The organism is Enterococcus sp. DIV0724b (assembly GCF_050531475.1).
Lineage (GTDB): Bacteria > Bacillota > Bacilli > Lactobacillales > Enterococcaceae > Enterococcus_L > Enterococcus_L haemoperoxidus.
The window spans coordinates 2,652,425-2,670,451 of record NZ_CP172890.1 but is presented as its reverse complement, the minus strand read 5'-3'; the positions used below and the strand labels follow the sequence as shown (position 1 = coordinate 2,670,451).

Below are 18,027 nucleotides of genomic sequence, written 5' to 3'. Positions count from 1 at the left end.
ATATGATTCACTTAGGTATTATTGGAACAAACTGGATTAGTCATCAATTTGTCAAAGCAGCATTGGAAACAAAGCGCTATGATCTGACAGCCGTCTATTCACGAAAGCTAGAAACAGCACAAAAATTCGGTGAAGAATATGGTGATGTTGAATATGCAACGGATTTAAACACATTTTTCGGTATTGCACATATGGACACAGTCTATATTGCTTCCCCTAATTCACTTCATTTTGAGCAAGCCAAACAAGGGATTTTAGCAGGGAAAAATATTATTGTTGAAAAGCCAGCATTCTCAACGCCAGAAGAAATGGCAGAAATCATTGCATTAGCGAATCAGAAAAAAGTCTTCTTTTTTGAAGCAGCTCGCAATATTCATGAGAAAAGCTTCAAGAAAATTCGCGATTTATTACCTTTAAAAAATCAAATTACAGGCGCAAACTTTACCTATATGAAATATTCTTCACGCTATGACCAAGTACTTGACGGAAAAGAGCCAAATATCTTTTCTCCACATTTTTCAGGAGGTGCTATGGCCGATCTTGGTGTTTATTTAGTTTATGCTGCTGTGGGTTGGTTTGGTATGCCGAATGAAAGTCATTATTTTGCAAGAAAAATTCCGACAGATGTTGATGGAATAGGTACGGCAATTTTAAGATATGACTTGTTTGACGTAACATTACAAACAGGTAAAAATGCGGATTCATTCTTAGATTCTGAAATTTATTTTGAGGGTGGCACGTTGATTTTAGATAGTGTAAATGCCATTTCTAAAGCAGAGTTTTATGATCGAAACCATCAAGAACGTGATATTATATCTGTCACAACCGAAGAGAATCCAATGATCGAAGAAGCCAATGATTTTGCAGATGTACTTGAAAATCCTAATGATCCAACAATGGGTGTACGTTACGAAGAATGGGTGGAATTATCACGTAATGTGAATAAAGTAGTAACAACTTTGAGAAAAAGTGCCGGCATTGTTTTTGATGCGGATAAAGAATAAACAGCTTTAATGAGGAAAGGACTATTATGACATTTATCAAAAATTTACCAGAAGCTTTGCAAGAACATTGGCAAGCTTCTGGTTTTAGCGAGCCATCATTGATTCAAGAAAAAAGTTTTCAGCCTTTAAAAGACAAAGAAAATGTTTTGGGAATTTCTCCAACAGGATCAGGAAAAACCTTAGCTTACGTTTTACCCTTACTTTTAAATGTAGAAAAAGATCAAGGGAATCAATTATTGATCCTAGCACCTTCACAAGAATTAGCGGTGCAAATCAGCCAAGTTGTACGTGATTGGGCGACATTGCTTCAACTAAAAACACAAAGTCTTATCGGTGGTGCAAATGTTGGTCGTCAAATCGAAAAATTAAAAAAGAAACCAGAAATTTTAGTAGGAACTCCAGGCCGTGTATTGGAATTGATCAAAACAAAGAAAATCAAAAGTCATTTGCTAAAGACTATTGTGATGGATGAAGTGGACCAACTATTCCATGAAAAGGAATTGAATTTGACCAAACAAATTCTGGCAAGTGCGCCAACAGAATTTCAATTAGTTTTTTATTCAGCAACAGCCGATCGTGTGGCAGAAGAAGCACAGAAATTAACGGATCAATTGTTGATCATTGATGTAACGGATGAAGATCAATCAGCCGGAGTTGTGAATCATTATTTCATGGCCTTGTCTCCTAGAAAGAAAAGCGATTATTTAAGAAGCTTAGCTTATACAGCAAATTATCGGGCGATGGTATTTTTCAACCAAGTTGCTGATCTAGGTTCAGTGGAAGAAAAATTAATCTATGAAGGATTGGCAGTAGTTGGACTTGCTTCAGATCAAAATAAAACATTACGTAAATTAGCCATTGATCAATTTTCTAAAAAAAGAGCCGTAATGCTTCTGACAACAGATATTGCTGCTAGAGGATTGGATTTTGATGCAATCCCATTTGTTGTGAATGCTGAAGTTCCTTTGTCAGAAGAAAGCTATATCCATCGAGCTGGACGTGTTGGACGTATGGGAGCTGCAGGTTCTGTCATTACATTTGTTAATGATGCAACCAAAAGAGATTATCAACGATTGATGAAAAAAATAGAGCTTCCTTCAAAAGAAATTTTTCTTTACGATGGTGCAATCCATCTAACTAGAAAAGAAAAAAGTTCGGCTGAAGAAAAAACGACAAGTTCAAAAGTGACAGTTAAGAAAGAACAACCAACAAAACAAATCCCAACGAAAAAAACAACAAAACCTAAAAATCGTCCAAAAAACAATAAAAATAAAGGCGCTAGACGGAAATCGTCTAAACCTGAGTAATCGTTAAAAGGTAAGAACGTCATGATTTAAGGAGGCTATCCATGAAATCTAGAAAAGACGAGATTTTAGCAGTTTTAGAATTAAAAAAAGAAGGCATGACGGCGGCCGATGTCGCTAGTCATCTTTCAATCGATCGAAGCAACGCCAGTCGCTATTTAAGTGAATTGTTTAAAGAACACAAAATCGTTAAAAGTGATGGCCGGCCAGTCATCTATTCAGTTGTAACCGAAGAAGACAAAGTTCACGTGGATAATTCCAGCGAGGTGACTTTTGATAACTTAGTGGGATCCCATGATTCTTTGAAGGTCAGCATCCAACAGGCAAAAGCAGCGATATTATATCCGCCGCGGGGCTTACATACAATTATTTTTGGTGAAACTGGAACCGGAAAATCACTATTTGCTGAATGTATGTATCATTTTGCGGTTGATTCTAAAACACTGGCAGCTGATGCTCCGTTTGTTTCTTTCAACTGTGCAGATTATGCTCAGAATCCTCAATTACTTTTTGGCCATATTTTTGGGGTTAAAAAAGGGGCTTATACTGGTGCGAATGAAGACAGTCCAGGTTTAATGTCAAAAGCTGATGGGGGAATTCTTTTCCTTGATGAAATTCATCGCTTACCACCAGAAGGGCAAGAAATGTTGTTTACGTTTATTGATAAGGGGATTTATCGTCCGCTTGGTGAAAGCGGTCAAACTTATGAGGCTTCTGTTCAAATCATTGGTGCAACAACGGAATCTTCTGAAAGCTTTTTGACAACCTTTAATCGTAGAATTCCTATGGCGATTACGCTACCTTCATTAGATGCACGCTCACTTGATGAACGTTATGACATTATTTCATTATTTATTAAACAAGAAGCAAACCGCTTAAATCAACGAATCGATATTAAAAGAGAAGCAATCCTAGCCTTTATGCTGTACGATGCGGAAGGCAATATTGGTCAAGTAAAACGAGATTTAAAGCTCGTTTGCGCCAAGTCATTTCTTCATTACCGCACACATGATGAATCTAGTTTAGTGATCCAAAAACGTGACTTGCCACTGCAAGTACAAAAAGGCTTATTAAAAATCAAAGAGGTTTCTGATCGTCTAGACCGATTTGTTGACAGCAAAAGCAATTATCTGAGTTTTGAGCCAGGCACTAATGAAGTGGTTTGGTCCCAAGATCCAGCTCGAGATATGCAAGTCTATAATGAAATTGAAGAAAAAGTTGCGACATTATCAGCGAACGAATTGGAGAATGTCAATTTAGAACAGCTGATCTCAAGCGATATGGATGCTTATTTTCAAACCTACGTGGACGAATTAACGCAAAATCCTGTGCATAAAGAATTGCTGCCGGAACCAATTTGGAAATTGACAGATCATCTATATGATATCGCAGAAAAAAGATTAGAACGTACCTATAATGAAAAAGCCCGTTTTGCCTTTGCATTGCATTTACAAAGTACGATCGAACGAGTTAGAGAAGGGCATGTTATCGTTCATCCCAATTTAAATAACGTCAGAAAAAAAATGAAAAAAGAATTTCAAGTAGCAATGGATCTATCTGCTATCATCGAAGAAGAAAACAATATAGAAATTCCTTTTGATGAAATCGGTTTTATTAGTATGTTTTTATCCATCAATGTTGGCAGTAAAGAAAAAGTCCATGCCAATAATGTTGGGGTAGTAGTTCTGATGCATGGGGATTCTACGGCTTCCAGTATGTTGAAAACAGCGCAGGAATTACTTGGAACAGAAACCGGTGTTGCAATGAACATGCCACTTACGATGGAAGTTCAAACCATGTATGAACAGCTAAAAAGCTTTGTCATGAACCATCGTGATAAACTCGTAAATGGTATGTTACTTTTAACGGATATGGGCTCACTGAACTCTTTTGGAAACCTGATTTTTGAAGAAACAGGTATTCGGACAAAAGCGATCACAATGACGAGTACGATGATCGTTTTAGAAGCGATACGTATGGCAAGTGTGGGACGAAGTTTAGAAGATATTTATCAAAATATCCAAATGTCTTTTGAAGGTATTATTAGAGAGCAGTTCAGAAGCAGTCCGCAAAATCGTGAAGATATTAAGAAAGCAGTAGTTGTGACCTGTTTCACTGGAGAAGGCGTAGCAGCAAAATTATATCAACGCATTTTACCTGTGATCGATGAAAACAAAGTAGAAATCATCCAAATGCAGTTTTTAGAACGAGAAGCATTTAAAAAGCACATTGATAGTTTAATGGAAGATTACGAAATTAAAGCGATTGCTGGAACAGTTGATGTTGAATATCAGAACATTCCCTTCTTTTCAGCTTATGATATTTTTGATGATGAAAAATTGAATGTGCTGAAACGAATTGCAGGTGATGAAGTCCCAACGGAGAAAATCGTAAAATCGTTAGGTGGCACGATTACAGCAGTAGATTCCCTACAAAAATTGATTGTCATGTTACAAAAAACAGTACATCAAATTCAAACAGATATGCATATTATAGTAGAACCTGGTGTTGATGCAGGGATCGTGATTCACTTAGCCTTTTTGATAGATGCGATATTAAAAGGGGAAAAATCAAAAGAATTTGATAATCTTACTGAATTTATGAAAAAGAATCGTCTAGAAACAGATGTCACTAGAACAAATTTAATGACGATCGAAAAGGCCTATCGCTTAGCCTTTACCGAGTCAGATATTGCACACTTAACACAATTGTTTTTAGAAAACAGAATTGAATTAGTTACAGAATACAAACAAAAATAAGTAGTGTGTATTTAAAAAAATAATAGTGTGTACACAAAATGTATAGACCAAAACCGTTATAATATAAGGGGTTTGGTCTATATTTTTTTTGGCACGCTTCTTGCTTATATAAAAGTGTAAGTAAAATTAAATTCAAAGGAGTGGCAAAAATGACTAAAAAAACAATCATGCTTGTCTGTTCAGCAGGAATGAGCACAAGTTTACTTGTAACAAAAATGCAAAAAGCAGCAGAAGATCGTGGAATGGAAGCAGATATCTTTGCAGTATCCGCATCAGATGCAGACAATAACTTAGAAGCAAAGGATGTAAACGTATTACTTTTAGGCCCGCAAGTTCGTTTCATGAAATCTCAATTTGAACAAAAACTAGCACCTAAAGGAATTCCTTTCGACGTAATCAACATGTCAGATTATGGTATGATGAACGGCGAAAAAGTGTTGGATCAAGCAATTGCTTTGATGGAACAATAATCAATAAAATAAAAATGAATGGGGTTTTAGAATATGGAAGATCAACAAAATTTAGAAGCAGTTATGGGATTAATCATGTATGGAGGAAATGCTAAAAGCGATGCAATGGAAGCGATTGCTGCGGCTAAAGCAGGAGATTTCGAATTAGCAGATCAAAAAATCGTTGATGCAGAGGAATCTTTAGTTCAAGCACATCATTCTCAAACAGGAATGCTAACACAAGAAGCACAAGGCAATCATATTCAAGTAACTTTATTGACTGTTCATAGTCAAGATCACTTGATGACAGCGATCGCTTTTACTGATTTAGCAAAAGAGATCATTGATTTATATCGTCGTATGGATAACGAATAAGAGAAATAAAATAAAAAACGAACCGTTTAGATACGGAACATTAGTCAAAACTGATTTGAAGAGCATAATAGCTTTTTAGATAAATATTGTTTAGGGGGATTTACAAGAAATGGACGGATTTGTTCAATGGATGGAAAAACATTTTATGCCAAAAGCCTCAGTGATTGCGGCTCAACGCCACTTAGTGGCCATTCGTGATGCGTTTGTCGTTACGATGCCATTAATGATTTTAGGAGCACTAGCGGTACTTATCAATAGTTTACCAATACCTGGATTTCAAGAATTAATGGATAAATTATTCCCAATGATGGTCAACGATGCACCGATTTGGAAAAGTTTTGGTGGCAATATTTGGAATGGAACATTTGCTATTTTTTCAATTTTAGTTGCCTTTTTAGTAGCATATAACTTAGTAAAATCTTACGGTAAAGACGGAATTGCGGCAGGGACAGTTTCAGTTGCTTCATTCTTTGCAGTTGGTGGATTAAGTGGAACAGATGCTACAGGATTATTTATTGCTCTAGTTATTGCACTTATTTCAGGAGAAATTTTCCAAAGATTAGTTGGAAATGATAAATTAGTCATCAAAATGCCGGATGGTGTACCACCAGCGGTTGCTAAATCATTCGCAGCATTATTACCTGCAATGATCACAATCAGCCTGTTTAGTTTGATCACATCAATTTTATTAGGCTTTGGAGTTGAAAATATCGTAGTATCATTCTACGAAGCAGTTCAAAAACCATTTATGGGATTAGCAAACAGCTACCCATCAGCATTACTACTAGCATTTATTACACCTTTCTTATGGTTCTTTGGGTTACATGGTGCGAATATGGTCGATCCATTGATGCAAACGATTAATGTACCTGCAATTGATGCCAACATCAAAGCACTAGAAGCAGGAGAAAAAATTCCTTATATCGTGAACAAACCTTTCTTTGATTCATTTGTAAACTTAGGTGGAACAGGTGCTACATTAGGATTGTTGATTGCAATCTTCTTAGTAGGACGTAAAAACAAACCATTTAAAGTAATCACAAACTTAAGTTTAGCACCAGGTATTTTTAATATTAATGAGCCAGTAATGTTTGGACTACCGATTGTATTGAATCCGATCATGTTTATTCCATTTATCATTACACCGATGGTTCTAGTAACAACAGCATATATTGCAACGTCAACAGGTCTTGTTCCAGCTGCGACATTTATGCCACCATGGGTAACACCTCCAATTATTGGTGGATTCTTAGCAACGAAGAGTATTGCCGGCGGAGTATTAGCTGCAGTGAACTTGCTAATCTCTGTATTGATTTATATTCCGTTCGTTAAAGTCGCAACGGATCAATTCTTAAAACAAGAATCAGCAGCGTTAGCTCAAGAAGAACACACACAAGCTTAATGATAGAACGAATAGATAAAATTTCCTCAAGAGAAAGCCACGTTTGGCTCGATTTTTGAGAGATTTTATCTATTTTTCAAATAAAATTATTTTAGGAGATGATGAATATGAATTATCAGTTTCCAGAAGGTTTTTGGTGGGGATCTGCAGCAAGCGGACCTCAAACAGAAGGTGTCTTTGAAGGTGATGGAAAAGCTCAAAATATATGGGATTTTTGGTACGAAGAAAAACCTGAAAAATTTTTTAATAGAGTAGGGCCAGATAAGACTTCCCAGTTTTATAAAAAATACCACGAAGATATTCAATTAATGAAAGCGACCGGCCATAATTCTTTTCGAACATCGATCCAATGGAGTCGACTGATTCCTGATCCAAAAACGGGCCAAGTTAATCCAAAAGCCGTCGAATTTTATAATGACGTAATCAATAGCTTATTAGAGCAAGGCATTGAACCTTTCATGAATTTATATCATTTTGATATGCCAATGGTATTGCAAGAACAAGGTGGTTGGTTGAATCGTGATGTTGTCGATCAGTATGTGTTTTATGCTAAAACTTGTTTTGAATTATTTGGAGACCGTGTGAAAAAATGGTTTACACATAATGAACCGATCGTGCCGGTTGAAGGTGGTTACTTATATGGCTGGCATTATCCAGAAGAAGTAAACTTAAAACACGGGGTTCAAGTTGCGTATCACGAAGCATTAGCTAGTGCGAAAGCGATTGAAGTATATCATAATATGAATTTAACTGGAGAAATCGGAATCGTTCTTAATTTGACACCAAGTTATCCTAGAAATCCTGAAAATGAAGAAGATGTTAAAGCTGCTCGTTTCGTCGATGGGTTGTTTAATCGGTCATTTTTAGATCCTGCTGTAAAAGGTCATTTTCCTGAAGATATAGTAGCATGGGTCAAAGAACAAGATTTGATGCCGGAAACAACTCCTGAAGATCTAGCTGTGATCGCTGAAAATACAATCGATCTTTTAGGTGTAAATTATTACCAACCTCGTAGAGTAAAAGCCAAAGAATCACCAATAGAAATATCAAGTAATGGTATCTTACCAGAAGATTTTTATGATGTGTATGATATGCCAGGGAAAAAAATGAACCCATATCGTGGTTGGGAAATTTATGAAAAAGGCATTTATGACACCTTAATGAACTTGAAAGAAAACTATGGCAATATCCGTTGTTATATTTCTGAAAATGGCATGGGTGTTGAAGGGGAAGAACGTTTTGTGAATGCTGAAGGAATGATCGAAGATGATTATCGAATCGAATTTGTAACAGATCATCTAAAATGGGTGCATCAAGCAATTCAAGAAGGAAGCCAAGTTCAAGGATATCATATGTGGACATGTATGGATAACTGGTCGTGGTTGAATGCCTATAAAAATCGCTATGGGTTTATAGCGGTTGATTTAGACAATGAAGCAAATAGAACGATCAAGAAAAGTGGTTACTGGTTCAAAAATCTAACTGAAAATAATGGCTTTAACTAAAAATAAGAAAGATTCTTATAATCGACAGAAATGTCTTTATAACAGTAAAGAAAGCGCACACAAAATATAGTGTGTAGCGTATAGATTAGTAGTGTGTGCACAATCTGTATAGACCAAAACCTTGTTATGACTAGGTTTGGTCTATATTTTTTTTGGCACGGTTCTTGCTTTATAGAAAGGTGTAAATACAATTAATTTAGAAGGAGTGTAATAAAATGGCTAAAAAAACAATTATGTTAGTATGTTCAGCAGGAATGAGTACAAGTCTATTAGTAACAAAAATGCAAAAAGCAGCAGAAGATCGTGGAATGGAAGCAGATATCTTTGCAGTATCCGCATCAGATGCAGACAATAACTTAGAAGCAAAAGATGTAAACGTATTACTTTTAGGTCCACAAGTTCGTTTTATGAAATCTCAATTTGAACAAAAACTAGCACCTAAAGGTATCCCATTTGACGTAATCAACATGTCTGATTATGGCATGATGAATGGTGAGAAAGTCCTTGACCAAGCGATTGCTTTAATGGATAACTAAAAAGTAAAAATAAAAAATGAACGGAGTTACAAACGTGGAAGATCAACAAAATTTAGAAGCAGTCATGGGTTTGATTATGTATGGAGGGAATGCCAAGAGCGATGCAATGGAAGCGATTGCTGCAGCCAAAGCAGGAGATTTTGAATTAGCAGATCAAAAAATCGTTGATGCAGAGGAATCTTTAGTTCAAGCACATCATTCTCAAACAGGAATGCTAACACAAGAAGCACAAGGCAATCATATTCAAGTAACTTTATTGACTGTTCATAGTCAGGATCATTTAATGACAGCGATTGCTTTTACTGATTTAGCAAAAGAGATTATTGATTTATACCGTCGTATGGATAACGAATAATCTGTGTTATTTTCTTTTTTGAACGGAAGAAAATAGAGGTTAAAGTTTTTTGAACGGGACTTTAACAACTACTTTGTTTTAAGGAGTTTAATCGCTCTTTAGATAAATATTATTTATAGGAGGAATTAAAAAATGGATGGATTAACAGCCTGGATGGAGAAGTACATTCTGCCTGTAGCCGGTAAAATTGGTGCTCAGAAACACTTAGTAGCATTACGTGATGCGTTTATCGGAACAATGCCGGCAACAATGGCGGGGTCGATCGCAGTTATGATCAACGCGATAATTCGTGACCTGCCGCAACAATTTTTCTCTGACTATGCAGCAAACCTTGCAGCAGACAAAGGGATCTTTGCAGTTATTAATGTTATTATTGGGATCAACGGGTTTGTTTGGAATGGTACTTTGGCAATTGCGGGTTTGATTTTTGCCTTTTCTTGGGGGTATAATTTAGCAAGAGCATACAAAGTAAACGACTTAGCTGGTGGTATCGTTGGTTTGGCAACATTGATTCAAGGAATCGCATTTTCTTACTCTAATACATTAGAGACAGCAATTCCTAAAGAATTAATGAATACAATCAATGAAAACTCAGCAACAAGTGGTTGGTCAGCAACAGCTGAAGGCTTAACGGCTGGTGGTTGGGGTTGGTTAAAACTAGATCACTTGAATGGGAATGCATACTTCACAGTCATGATCATGGGTGCAATTTCTGTAATCATTTTCTGTAAATTAATGTTGGCGAACATCACAATCAAAATGCCTGATTCAGTTCCGCCAGCAGTATCAAAAGCTTTCGCTGCTATTTTACCTGCAACGATCGCATTATATGTTATTGCAATTATTAACTTTGTAGTAGGGAAATTAACGGATGGACAATTGATCATCGATCTTGTTCAAAAATATATTGCGGAACCATTCTTGGGGTTATCTCAAGGTCTGGGTGCAGTATTGATCGTAACGATCTTCGTTCAAATTTTCTGGTTCTTCGGTATCCATGGTCCAAATGTATTGGCACCAGTTTTAGAAGGTATCTGGGGACAAGCACAATTAATCAATATCGATATTTTCCAAAAAGGTTACAAAGGCTTAACTGGTACGCCAGCTGTCTTGAAAGCTATTGATGATGGAAAAGCCTACATGTGGGTTCGTGGTTCATTTGATGCCTTTGCATGGTTTGGGGGTTCAGGTGGTACGATCGTCTTGATTATTGCTATCTTGCTATTCTCTAAACGTGCAGATTACCTAACTGTTGGTAAATTATCATTAGGACCTGGTATTTTCAACATCAACGAACCAATCATGTTTGGTTTACCGATCGTATTAAATGCAATCATGTTTGTACCATTCTTAGTAGCACCAGTTGTTGCAACAACAATCGGCTGGTTAGCAACATACTTTGGATTAGTCGCACCAGTATCACAACAAGTAACTTGGGTTGTACCGCCAATCTTGCTATCATTCTTAGCAACAGGGGCCGATTGGAGAGCACCAATCGTAACGATTGTCTGTATGGTTGTTACATTCCTTATCTGGACACCGTTTGTTATTGCGGCTAATAGAATGGAACCAACTGATTTCGAATAAAATTAAATAGTCTGTTACTTTCACTTCTAATGAGGTGAAAGTAACTGCTTTATTAAGGAGAGCTTAAAATGATCACAATTGCTAGTGCAATGCAACAAGAAGAAATCAAAAAATTATTAGAGAACTATGATGGTGGCGATTTTACATACACTTTCAAAGAAAAAAAAGGAATCAAATTAGCATTTGATGTCACAGGAGACAAAGAAGAAGCAGCGAAAAAAGCAAAAGAACTAATCAAAGCACAACCTTGGGGCGGTGTCTTGTTCTTCCAAGCAGCTGCAGTTTAAAAAGATTGGATGGATGTAAAATGGTAAGAAATGGTTTGTTTGTATGCAGTATTGGCTTAATTATAATTTTATATGCGCTTAATCCTGCATCAATGCAATATGATTTGTTAAGTATGACTACAGGTATTTTCTTAGTGGTTGTTGGAGGGTACTTTTTCTTCAAAGGCAGAAAGAAAGAAGAACAAAATAAGAAAGATAGCAACGAGGTGAAAAGATAATGGAAATTATAAAAAAAATGAATATTCCAGCATCTGTTTTTTATGACCAAGTCATGGATTCTGTTTTGTTTGATATACGTAAGCATACGGGCAAAAGCTTAACAAGAAAACAGTTAAACAACTTTGAATATGTTAAGGAATTTTCAAAAAATAGCCGAGCACGTATCAAAGTAGAAAAACTTGTTGAAAATACATCTTACCATTTTCGAACATCTACAACAAAAAATGATTTCTTGGTTCAATATGATATTAAACCATTAGATGAAAAGTCGTGTGAGATTCATTATAATGAGAAAATGGAATCATATGGTTTTTTACAAAAAATGAATGATGCCGTACTTGGCACTATCCTTATGTTTTTTAAAAAACGCCAGTTTACTAAAATGTTAAAAATGATGGAAGAATCATATTGATGAGAGTGTCAAAAAGGCACTCTTTTTTTTTTGCATTTTTTTACACACAAAACGCACAGTGTAATTCGTGTGTAAAGTAGTGTGTTGAGAAAGCGCTTTATAATCATCAGGTTTTGGTCTAGATCAATTTGGCATGATTTTTGCTTATTATAAGAATGTAAGATTATATTGATACAACATTTTGGGGTCTAGATTGTTTATTGTTTTGGTTAGTACGGATTTGCTTTAGAAAGTGAAAGCTTTTTAAATAAAAAAATTTTGGGAGGACAAAAAATGAATGGATTAACAGCGTGGATGGAACGGTACATTTTACCTGTAGCTGCGAAGATTGGGGCACAGAAGCATTTAGTGGCACTTAGAGATGCATTTATTGGTATGATGCCGGTGACGATGGCTGGCGCTATTGCAGTTTTACTAAATGCGTTTATGCGTGACTTTCCTAACACGTATTTAGGAGAAGGAAATGCAATTACTAGTTTCTTTACACCGGTGATTGCGATAAATGGCTTAGTGTGGACGGGGACTTTAGCGATCATGGCCGTTGTTTTTGCCGCATCTTTGGGTTATAACGTTGCTAGAGCGTATGATGTGGATGCTTTATCAGGTATGCTCGTATCATTAGCGGCATTTTTTATTGGTTTACCACAAAGTGCAAGTGCAACAGTTACTTTGGCTGAAAAATTACCAAAGAATGTTGCCCAACTTTTTACGGATGCAGGTGCCACGGTTAATACGGTTGATGGTGTTTCAGCGGTTGACGCAGGTGCTTGGGGGTATTTCCCATTTAGTAAATACATGGGTGGAACAGGTTTGTTTACAGCAATGATTTTTGGGTTTATTTCTGTTATTATATTTGCTAAATTGATTAAGAAAAATATTGTTATAAAAATGCCTGATTCAGTACCGCCAGCAGTTTCTAAAGCATTTGCTGCGATTATTCCTGGTGTCACTGCTTTATATGTTTCAGGTTTGATTTATCATGTATTTGAACAATTAACAGGAAAATTATTGATCGACTGGATCTCTGAATCGATTCAAACGCCATTGCTCGGTTTGTCTCAAGGATATGGCGCTGTTCTATTGATTGTGTTGTTAGTACATGTTTTGTGGTTCTTTGGACTTCATGGAACGAATATCATGTCGCCGGTTTTACAATCGATTTATGGTGTTGCGATGGTTGATAACACCAATGCTTATCAACAAGGAAAAGAAATCCCTTATAAATGGGTTGCCGGTTCCTTTGAGGCATTCGTTTGGCCTGGTGGAGCTGGTGTGACACTGGTCTTGATTATTTCAATCCTGCTTTTATCTAAACGGGCGGATTATAAAACGGTTGGAAAACTTGGCATAGGACCAGGCTTATTCAATATCAATGAACCAGTGATGTTTGGGATGCCAGTCGTGTTGAATCCAATTATGTTGATTCCATTTATCCTAGCACCGATAGCAACAGCTACGATCGCTTATTTTGCAACAATGGCTGGATTAGTGAATCCTGTTGTTGTAAATGTGATTTGGGTAATGCCAACGATTATTAGTGGTTTCTTAGCAACAGCTGGTGATTGGCGGGCAATTGTCTTAACGATTGTCAATTTGGCTGTGGCATTTGTGATTTGGGCTCCATTTGTTATTGCAGCGAATAAAATGGATCCAAATCTAGGTGAGCCAGAAGAATAACGGTAAAATCCATTTAAATTTAGTTAGTATAAGTGAATAGGAGTTGATGAGACTAGGACATGACTACCAATGTTATATCCTAGTCTTTTTCAATGACAGAGTTCACTTTTTTCTGGACATCATTTTGTATAGGAGTACAATGAAAAGTAAATAGTTACTTTTAGTTAGGGTGGTCACAGTGGAAAAAGAAGTACGTCTTATGGGTGAAGAAAAAATTGATGAGATATTTGATTTAGCGGCATATGCTTTTAATGCTGAGCCAACAGAAAAACGAAAATTACGTTTCAAGAATATTGTTACCCATTCTTTGAATTATGGGTATTTTTCAGAGGATACCTTAACAAGTCAAATTATTTCTACACCATTTAAAGTAGCATTTCATGGAATAAGTTATCAAATGGCCGGAATCGGTTGTGTTTCGTCTTATCCTGAATATCGGGGACAAGGCGGTATTTCAATGATTATGAAACAGCTGTTAACAGAGTTAGCTGAAAATAAAGTTGAACTTGCTTACTTAGCCCCATTTTCGTATCCTTTTTATCGAAAATATGGTTTTGAGCAGATATTTGAGCAAATAAGTTATACAGTCAAAGCGGAAGATTGGCCAAACGTGAAGGCCACACCGGGCAAAATGAAACGAGTTACCTATAAAGAAGCCAAAAATGTTTGTCAGCAAATTTATTCTGAGTTACCAAGTAACCAAAGAGGAGCAGTGATTCGTGATGATTGGTGGTTTGGTTACGCATTTGGTCTAGATGATAAGAATCGATTCGCGCTCTATGAAGATGAGTTGGGAAATCCTCAGGGATACTTGATCTATCAATCTAGTGCAGAGCGTTTTGTTATTAAGGAATGGGGCTATGTAACAAATCAAGCATTTCAATCGCTTGTTCGTTTTATTGGTTCACATAATGGAGCATCACGAGAATTTTATTTAGAAACAGGGTTTGATGGCACAAATCTAAGCTATCTGATGTCGTCTCCTTTAGTAGAAATGAAAATCACTCCTTTTATGATGGCGAGAATCGTTGATTTAGAAAGCTTTCTTGATAAATATCCTTTTACAGAAGGAGATAAAGAAACATATTATATTAAAGTTGAAGATGAGTATGGTCCATGGAATAAAGGCATATGGGAATTGGAAATAACTAAAACGGGTCTGAGTACTGTCAGGAAGCTTGAACAAATTCCTGAATCATTAACAGAAAATGAAGTGATTAGCAGTACGATCCAAGTTTTGACCCAACTTTTTATGGGGTATCGTACAGGAAGTGAATTATATTTTTATGGGAAAATCACAGGACCAGAAAAGCTGATTCAAACATTGGGTCAGCGCTTAGTAAAAGGTAAACCGATTTTAGCAGATTACTTTTAAAAAATAGGCGAAGTGAGTTTGTTGTTTCAATACTCACTTCGCCTATATGACTTTAAGCTTTGTTTTTATCATCTTTCGCTATTTCTTCTGAGGTTTCTTCATGATAGTCTTTTAAAGCTTCTTTAAAAATCTCTTCTTTTTCCTGCTTATAATTATCTTGGCGTTCAGCAAAGACTTTTTCTTTTGTTTTATCAGTCATACATGTTACCTCTGCTTTCTTTTTATTTACCGTAAATGGTATAATTCAACCTTAACATCGATAGATAGACTTTGCGAGTTTTTTGACCATAAGCAGATGATTAGCGGAACCAGCTGATAGTCCTTATAATATAAATTAAAGGTACGTATAAAAGTTTAAAATGAAAGGCAGTGAATAATTATGAGTAAAACAAAAGAAGAAAAAGTTGCTAGAAATGGCAAGATTGGGAAAACATTAGCTGTTGTTATAGGCGGACTTTATGTAGTCAAAATGCTAAAAGGCAAAAAGAACGTTAAGAAATAAACTATTTTGGAAAGTGATCTTGATTTTTGTGTCAGGATCGCTTTCTTTTTATTTTTCATTGACACTGAATGAAAAGACTTCTAAAATAAATAAGTACATGTTCTCGTAGCTCAGTAGGATAGAGCGATCGCCTCCTAAGCGATAGGTCGCTGGTTCGATTCCAGTCGGGAACGTAAAAAACACCTGTCAAACGTTGATTTGATAGGTGTTTTAATTTATTTGTGCCAATAATAGTTAACTGAAACTGTCTTTTTCAATAGGTAAATAACGAACAACTAATTCAATTCACCGTTCTTTAAAAGTGAACCTAAAGACGACCAATCATACTCAATAGCAGATTCAAGTTTTTGATTATAAAAAATAGCTGCAGGGTGAAAGATTGGAAATAGCATATACTTTTCACTTGTTTTAGCAAGTTTATTAGTCTCGTTTGAATAGGCTAAGATGGGTGAGTGGAGCAGCTGTCCATGATAGTTTGAAATTTTAAACGTATTCCCTAAAAGCCGTTGTAAACCAATATTTCCCATGGGGACCAGAATTTTTGGCTGAATTGTCTGTATTTCGTAGTCTAATAATGGCGCATATGCTAGTACTTCGGTTTTATTAGGTGTTCGATTTGGGTATTTGGTTTCGATGATTCCGGTTTTTTTATTGAGTCGTTTTTTTATACTAAAAGGTCTGCTTCTAACTGCACTCGTAATGTAAATATCGTCTCGGTTTAAATCGGATTCAGCTAGCCAACCATCTAGTTTTTTTCCTGATCTGCCACTAAAAGGGATTTTCGTTCTTATTTCTGTTTCTCCCGGAGCTTCTCCAACTAACATTAAGACTGCATTCTTAGGTCCTTTTCCGGGAAGAAATCCTTCTAAATTGTGTCCTTGCATTTTTTGTTCGACTGCTTCAACTAGTTTTTTAGGATAATGCATGATTGCATGTCTTCTCTCTAAAAAAACGCACTGATTGATTTAATCAGCACGTCTTTATTCTTTTTAAGCCCAATCGCCATTGCGGAAGATTGGAACGCGTGTGCCGTCTTCTCTAATACCATCGATATCCATTTTGTCAGATCCAATCATAAAATCAACATGAGTATGACTGCGGTTTAGACCAGCATCTTTTAATTCTTCTTCGCTCATTTCAGTTCCGCCTTGTAGATTAAATGCATATGCAGAACCAAAAGCTAAATGGTTTGAAGCATTTTCGTCAAATAGAGTATTGAAGAAAGTGATTCCTGATTGAGAAATCGGTGAGGGGTCCGGAACCAAAGCAACTTCGCCTAAATGACGAGCTCCTTCATCTGTTTCAAGTAATTTTGCTAATACTTCTTCGCCTTGCTCTGCAGAAAAATCAGTCACTTTACCATCTTTAAATGTAAATTTCATACCAGAAATAGTCGTTCCGGCATAACTTAACGGTTTAGTGCTGGAAACAACGCCATCAACATGACGGCTATCAGGAGCAGTGAAAACTTCTTCTGTTGGCATGTTTGCCATGAATTTTTCACCACGTACGTTGTCACTGCCAGCCCCTTCCCATAAATGATTTTTTGGCAAGCCAATCACTAAGTCTGTTCCTGGCGCAGTATAATGTAAAGATTTAAACTGTTCTTTGTTTAATTCATCTGCTTTTGTTGCTAGTTTGTTGTCATGAGCTTTCCATGCAGCCACAGGATCTGTTTCGTAAACACGAGTTGTTTTAAAGATTTCATCCCAAAGCGCATCAACTTGTTGTTCAGAATTTTCTAGGTTAGGAAAAACTTTAGCTGCCCATTCTTTACCAGCTGCTGCAACAACTGTCCAGCTGACTTTATTCGCCTGAGTGGCTTTTCTTAAGTTGACTAGAGCTTTACCAGAAGCAGATTGGAAAATAGCTACGCGATCGGTGTCTACACCTGCAAGTGCATCAGGATTAGCTGAAACAACACTGATGCGGCTAGCCCCTTTATTGACCCAGTCATCGGTTTGGTCTATTTTATATTGAGGAATATTTTCTAAATGTTGTTCATCTGCATGGAGTAAAAATTCACGTTGAACAATATCATCAGTCCATTGAACAATCACTTCACCAGCGCCTAATTTATATGCTTCTTGTGTAATCAAACGAGCCAAAGGTGCTTGATCAACACTGATTTGTAAAACAATGCTTTGACCTTTTTGAACATTGACACCTGTTTCAACAATCAGTCTAGCGTATTTTTTTAATGTTTCATTAAAATTTGGTAATGTCATAGAATAACCTCCTAGTTTTTCATTCATGTAACCGTTCATATCATAACACGT

At 36.4% G+C, this 18,027-nt stretch carries 19 protein-coding genes and 1 tRNA gene; 17 read left to right on the top strand and 3 right to left on the bottom strand.

Annotation, left to right across the window (positions count from 1 at the left end):
- Positions 1 to 2 precede the first annotated feature (2 nt).
- The 15 genes from IGJ02_RS12305 (at position 3) to IGJ02_RS12235 (ending at position 15,246) form a co-directional block, all read left to right on the top strand.
- A complete protein-coding gene (locus IGJ02_RS12305; RefSeq protein ID WP_430602173.1) occupies positions 3 to 1,004 on the top strand; it encodes a Gfo/Idh/MocA family protein in 1,002 nt (333 codons plus the stop codon).
- Positions 1,005 to 1,030: 26 nt separating this feature from the next.
- Positions 1,031 to 2,311 carry a DEAD/DEAH box helicase gene (locus tag IGJ02_RS12300; protein WP_430602172.1) on the top strand — a complete coding sequence of 427 codons (1,281 nt, stop codon included), beginning with the start codon at positions 1,031 to 1,033 and terminating at the stop codon, positions 2,309 to 2,311.
- Between the two features lie 41 nt (positions 2,312 to 2,352).
- Entirely contained in the window at positions 2,353 to 5,067 is a 2,715-nt protein-coding gene (locus tag IGJ02_RS12295; protein ID WP_010762902.1) for a sigma 54-interacting transcriptional regulator, read from the top strand.
- A 149-nt stretch (positions 5,068 to 5,216) separates the two neighbouring features.
- Positions 5,217 to 5,537 carry a PTS sugar transporter subunit IIB gene (locus tag IGJ02_RS12290; RefSeq protein ID WP_430602171.1) on the top strand — a complete coding sequence of 107 codons (321 nt, stop codon included), beginning with the start codon at positions 5,217 to 5,219 and terminating at the stop codon, positions 5,535 to 5,537.
- A 33-nt stretch (positions 5,538 to 5,570) separates the two neighbouring features.
- Positions 5,571 to 5,891, top strand: coding sequence for a PTS lactose/cellobiose transporter subunit IIA (locus tag IGJ02_RS12285; RefSeq protein ID WP_010762907.1), 321 nt, complete (start codon positions 5,571 to 5,573; stop codon positions 5,889 to 5,891).
- A 109-nt stretch (positions 5,892 to 6,000) separates the two neighbouring features.
- Entirely contained in the window at positions 6,001 to 7,293 is a 1,293-nt protein-coding gene (locus IGJ02_RS12280; protein ID WP_430602170.1) for a PTS sugar transporter subunit IIC, read from the top strand.
- 107 nt (positions 7,294 to 7,400) lie between these two features.
- Positions 7,401 to 8,798: a glycoside hydrolase family 1 protein gene (locus IGJ02_RS12275; protein ID WP_430602169.1), complete on the top strand. Its 1,398-nt coding sequence runs from the start codon at positions 7,401 to 7,403 to the stop codon at positions 8,796 to 8,798.
- A gap of 215 nt (positions 8,799 to 9,013) precedes the next feature.
- Positions 9,014 to 9,334, top strand: coding sequence for a PTS sugar transporter subunit IIB (locus IGJ02_RS12270; protein ID WP_010762906.1), 321 nt, complete (start codon positions 9,014 to 9,016; stop codon positions 9,332 to 9,334).
- Between the two features lie 34 nt (positions 9,335 to 9,368).
- Entirely contained in the window at positions 9,369 to 9,689 is a 321-nt protein-coding gene (locus tag IGJ02_RS12265; RefSeq protein ID WP_010762907.1) for a PTS lactose/cellobiose transporter subunit IIA, read from the top strand.
- Positions 9,690 to 9,821: 132 nt separating this feature from the next.
- The gene (locus IGJ02_RS12260) at positions 9,822 to 11,276 is read left to right on the top strand and encodes a PTS sugar transporter subunit IIC (RefSeq protein ID WP_010762908.1); all 1,455 of its coding nucleotides are present in this window, start codon (positions 9,822 to 9,824) and stop codon (positions 11,274 to 11,276) included.
- Between the two features lie 68 nt (positions 11,277 to 11,344).
- On the top strand, positions 11,345 to 11,563 hold the full coding sequence (locus IGJ02_RS12255; RefSeq protein WP_430602168.1) for a hypothetical protein: 219 nt from the start codon (positions 11,345 to 11,347) through the stop codon (positions 11,561 to 11,563).
- A gap of 20 nt (positions 11,564 to 11,583) precedes the next feature.
- Positions 11,584 to 11,781 (top strand): DUF3188 domain-containing protein, encoded by a 198-nt coding sequence (locus IGJ02_RS12250; RefSeq protein WP_071878630.1) that lies wholly within the window; start codon positions 11,584 to 11,586, stop codon positions 11,779 to 11,781.
- Entirely contained in the window at positions 11,781 to 12,194 is a 414-nt protein-coding gene (locus IGJ02_RS12245) for a DUF3284 domain-containing protein (RefSeq protein ID WP_010762911.1), read from the top strand. The genes IGJ02_RS12250 and IGJ02_RS12245 overlap by 1 nt, the downstream gene beginning before the upstream one ends.
- A gap of 273 nt (positions 12,195 to 12,467) precedes the next feature.
- Positions 12,468 to 13,871 (top strand): PTS sugar transporter subunit IIC, encoded by a 1,404-nt coding sequence (locus IGJ02_RS12240; protein WP_430602167.1) that lies wholly within the window; start codon positions 12,468 to 12,470, stop codon positions 13,869 to 13,871.
- 178 nt (positions 13,872 to 14,049) lie between these two features.
- A complete protein-coding gene (locus IGJ02_RS12235; RefSeq protein ID WP_430602166.1) occupies positions 14,050 to 15,246 on the top strand; it encodes a GNAT family N-acetyltransferase in 1,197 nt (398 codons plus the stop codon).
- Between the two features lie 52 nt (positions 15,247 to 15,298).
- On the opposite strand, the gene IGJ02_RS12230 is transcribed toward IGJ02_RS12235, so the two are convergent.
- Positions 15,299 to 15,445, bottom strand: coding sequence for a hypothetical protein (locus IGJ02_RS12230; protein WP_010762914.1), 147 nt, complete (start codon positions 15,443 to 15,445; stop codon positions 15,299 to 15,301).
- 180 nt (positions 15,446 to 15,625) lie between these two features.
- On the opposite strand from IGJ02_RS12230, the gene IGJ02_RS12225 reads away from it, so the two are divergent.
- Positions 15,626 to 15,748 (top strand): hypothetical protein, encoded by a 123-nt coding sequence (locus tag IGJ02_RS12225; protein ID WP_010762915.1) that lies wholly within the window; start codon positions 15,626 to 15,628, stop codon positions 15,746 to 15,748.
- 99 nt (positions 15,749 to 15,847) lie between these two features.
- Positions 15,848 to 15,921, top strand: a tRNA-Arg gene (locus tag IGJ02_RS12220).
- 102 nt (positions 15,922 to 16,023) lie between these two features.
- Here the strand turns inward: IGJ02_RS12220 and IGJ02_RS12215 are convergent.
- Both IGJ02_RS12215 and IGJ02_RS12210 read right to left on the bottom strand, forming a co-directional pair.
- Positions 16,024 to 16,674, bottom strand: a complete 651-nt coding sequence (locus IGJ02_RS12215; RefSeq protein WP_430602165.1) for a uracil-DNA glycosylase — start codon at positions 16,672 to 16,674, stop codon at positions 16,024 to 16,026.
- A 63-nt stretch (positions 16,675 to 16,737) separates the two neighbouring features.
- Positions 16,738 to 17,976, bottom strand: a complete 1,239-nt coding sequence (locus IGJ02_RS12210) for an aminopeptidase (RefSeq protein ID WP_430602164.1) — start codon at positions 17,974 to 17,976, stop codon at positions 16,738 to 16,740.
- Positions 17,977 to 18,027 lie beyond the last annotated feature (51 nt).

Bases quoted from the DNA above. Each gene is read 5' to 3' on its own strand.
- IGJ02_RS12305 (WP_430602173.1), top strand. From the start codon at position 3: ATGATTCACTTAGGTATTATTGGAACAAACTGGATTAGTCATCAATTT.
- IGJ02_RS12300 (WP_430602172.1), top strand. From the start codon at position 1,031: ATGACATTTATCAAAAATTTACCAGAAGCTTTGCAAGAACATTGGCAA.
- IGJ02_RS12295 (WP_010762902.1), top strand. From the start codon at position 2,353: ATGAAATCTAGAAAAGACGAGATTTTAGCAGTTTTAGAATTAAAAAAA.
- IGJ02_RS12290 (WP_430602171.1), top strand. From the start codon at position 5,217: ATGACTAAAAAAACAATCATGCTTGTCTGTTCAGCAGGAATGAGCACA.
- IGJ02_RS12285 (WP_010762907.1), top strand. From the start codon at position 5,571: ATGGAAGATCAACAAAATTTAGAAGCAGTTATGGGATTAATCATGTAT.
- IGJ02_RS12280 (WP_430602170.1), top strand. From the start codon at position 6,001: ATGGACGGATTTGTTCAATGGATGGAAAAACATTTTATGCCAAAAGCC.
- IGJ02_RS12275 (WP_430602169.1), top strand. From the start codon at position 7,401: ATGAATTATCAGTTTCCAGAAGGTTTTTGGTGGGGATCTGCAGCAAGC.
- IGJ02_RS12270 (WP_010762906.1), top strand. From the start codon at position 9,014: ATGGCTAAAAAAACAATTATGTTAGTATGTTCAGCAGGAATGAGTACA.
- IGJ02_RS12260 (WP_010762908.1), top strand. From the start codon at position 9,822: ATGGATGGATTAACAGCCTGGATGGAGAAGTACATTCTGCCTGTAGCC.
- IGJ02_RS12255 (WP_430602168.1), top strand. From the start codon at position 11,345: ATGATCACAATTGCTAGTGCAATGCAACAAGAAGAAATCAAAAAATTA.
- IGJ02_RS12250 (WP_071878630.1), top strand. From the start codon at position 11,584: ATGGTAAGAAATGGTTTGTTTGTATGCAGTATTGGCTTAATTATAATT.
- IGJ02_RS12245 (WP_010762911.1), top strand. From the start codon at position 11,781: ATGGAAATTATAAAAAAAATGAATATTCCAGCATCTGTTTTTTATGAC.
- IGJ02_RS12240 (WP_430602167.1), top strand. From the start codon at position 12,468: ATGAATGGATTAACAGCGTGGATGGAACGGTACATTTTACCTGTAGCT.
- IGJ02_RS12230 (WP_010762914.1), bottom strand. From the start codon at position 15,445: ATGACTGATAAAACAAAAGAAAAAGTCTTTGCTGAACGCCAAGATAAT.
- IGJ02_RS12225 (WP_010762915.1), top strand. From the start codon at position 15,626: ATGAGTAAAACAAAAGAAGAAAAAGTTGCTAGAAATGGCAAGATTGGG.
- IGJ02_RS12215 (WP_430602165.1), bottom strand. From the start codon at position 16,674: ATGCATTATCCTAAAAAACTAGTTGAAGCAGTCGAACAAAAAATGCAA.
- IGJ02_RS12210 (WP_430602164.1), bottom strand. From the start codon at position 17,976: ATGACATTACCAAATTTTAATGAAACATTAAAAAAATACGCTAGACTG.